We start from the raw sequence: 325 nt of genomic DNA, 5'->3' as shown, positions 1-325 counted from the left end.
CAAGCCTTCAAAAAAGCAAACTTTTTTGGGGCGCCTTTGAGCGGCATTGCTTCTTTTGTAAACATACCGGAAGAGCAGCGTAAAGGAGGAAATTTACCGGGTATACCGGTGAAGGATACTGCCAATAATGAGTTAATGACTTGGATGCGCTTAGTTAATCAAGCTTACCAAGGCAGTAAAGCCCCTAATTTGTTATTGAAGGGCGATAACTTGGCGAAATATCCTTCTTTTAAAGCAGTAATTGATGCTTTCAAAAAGAACGATTTCCTAAAATTCCAAATGGTTACTAACCCCGAAGCGGTACCTGTTGGTTCTGATTTGTGGA

The 325-nt window shown here is 40.9% G+C and carries 1 protein-coding gene; it reads left to right on the top strand.

Translation table 11 applies throughout. The annotated features are described in order from the left end of the window. A partial coding sequence (locus CWC16_RS20015; RefSeq protein WP_212747461.1) for a hypothetical protein occupies nt 1-325 on the top strand: 325 nt, incomplete at both ends.

Source organism: Pseudoalteromonas sp. S3776 (assembly GCF_005886915.1).
Lineage (GTDB): Bacteria > Pseudomonadota > Gammaproteobacteria > Enterobacterales > Alteromonadaceae > Pseudoalteromonas.
The sequence above is the reverse complement of the archived record's forward strand: the minus strand, read 5'-3'. Positions and strand labels throughout refer to the sequence as shown.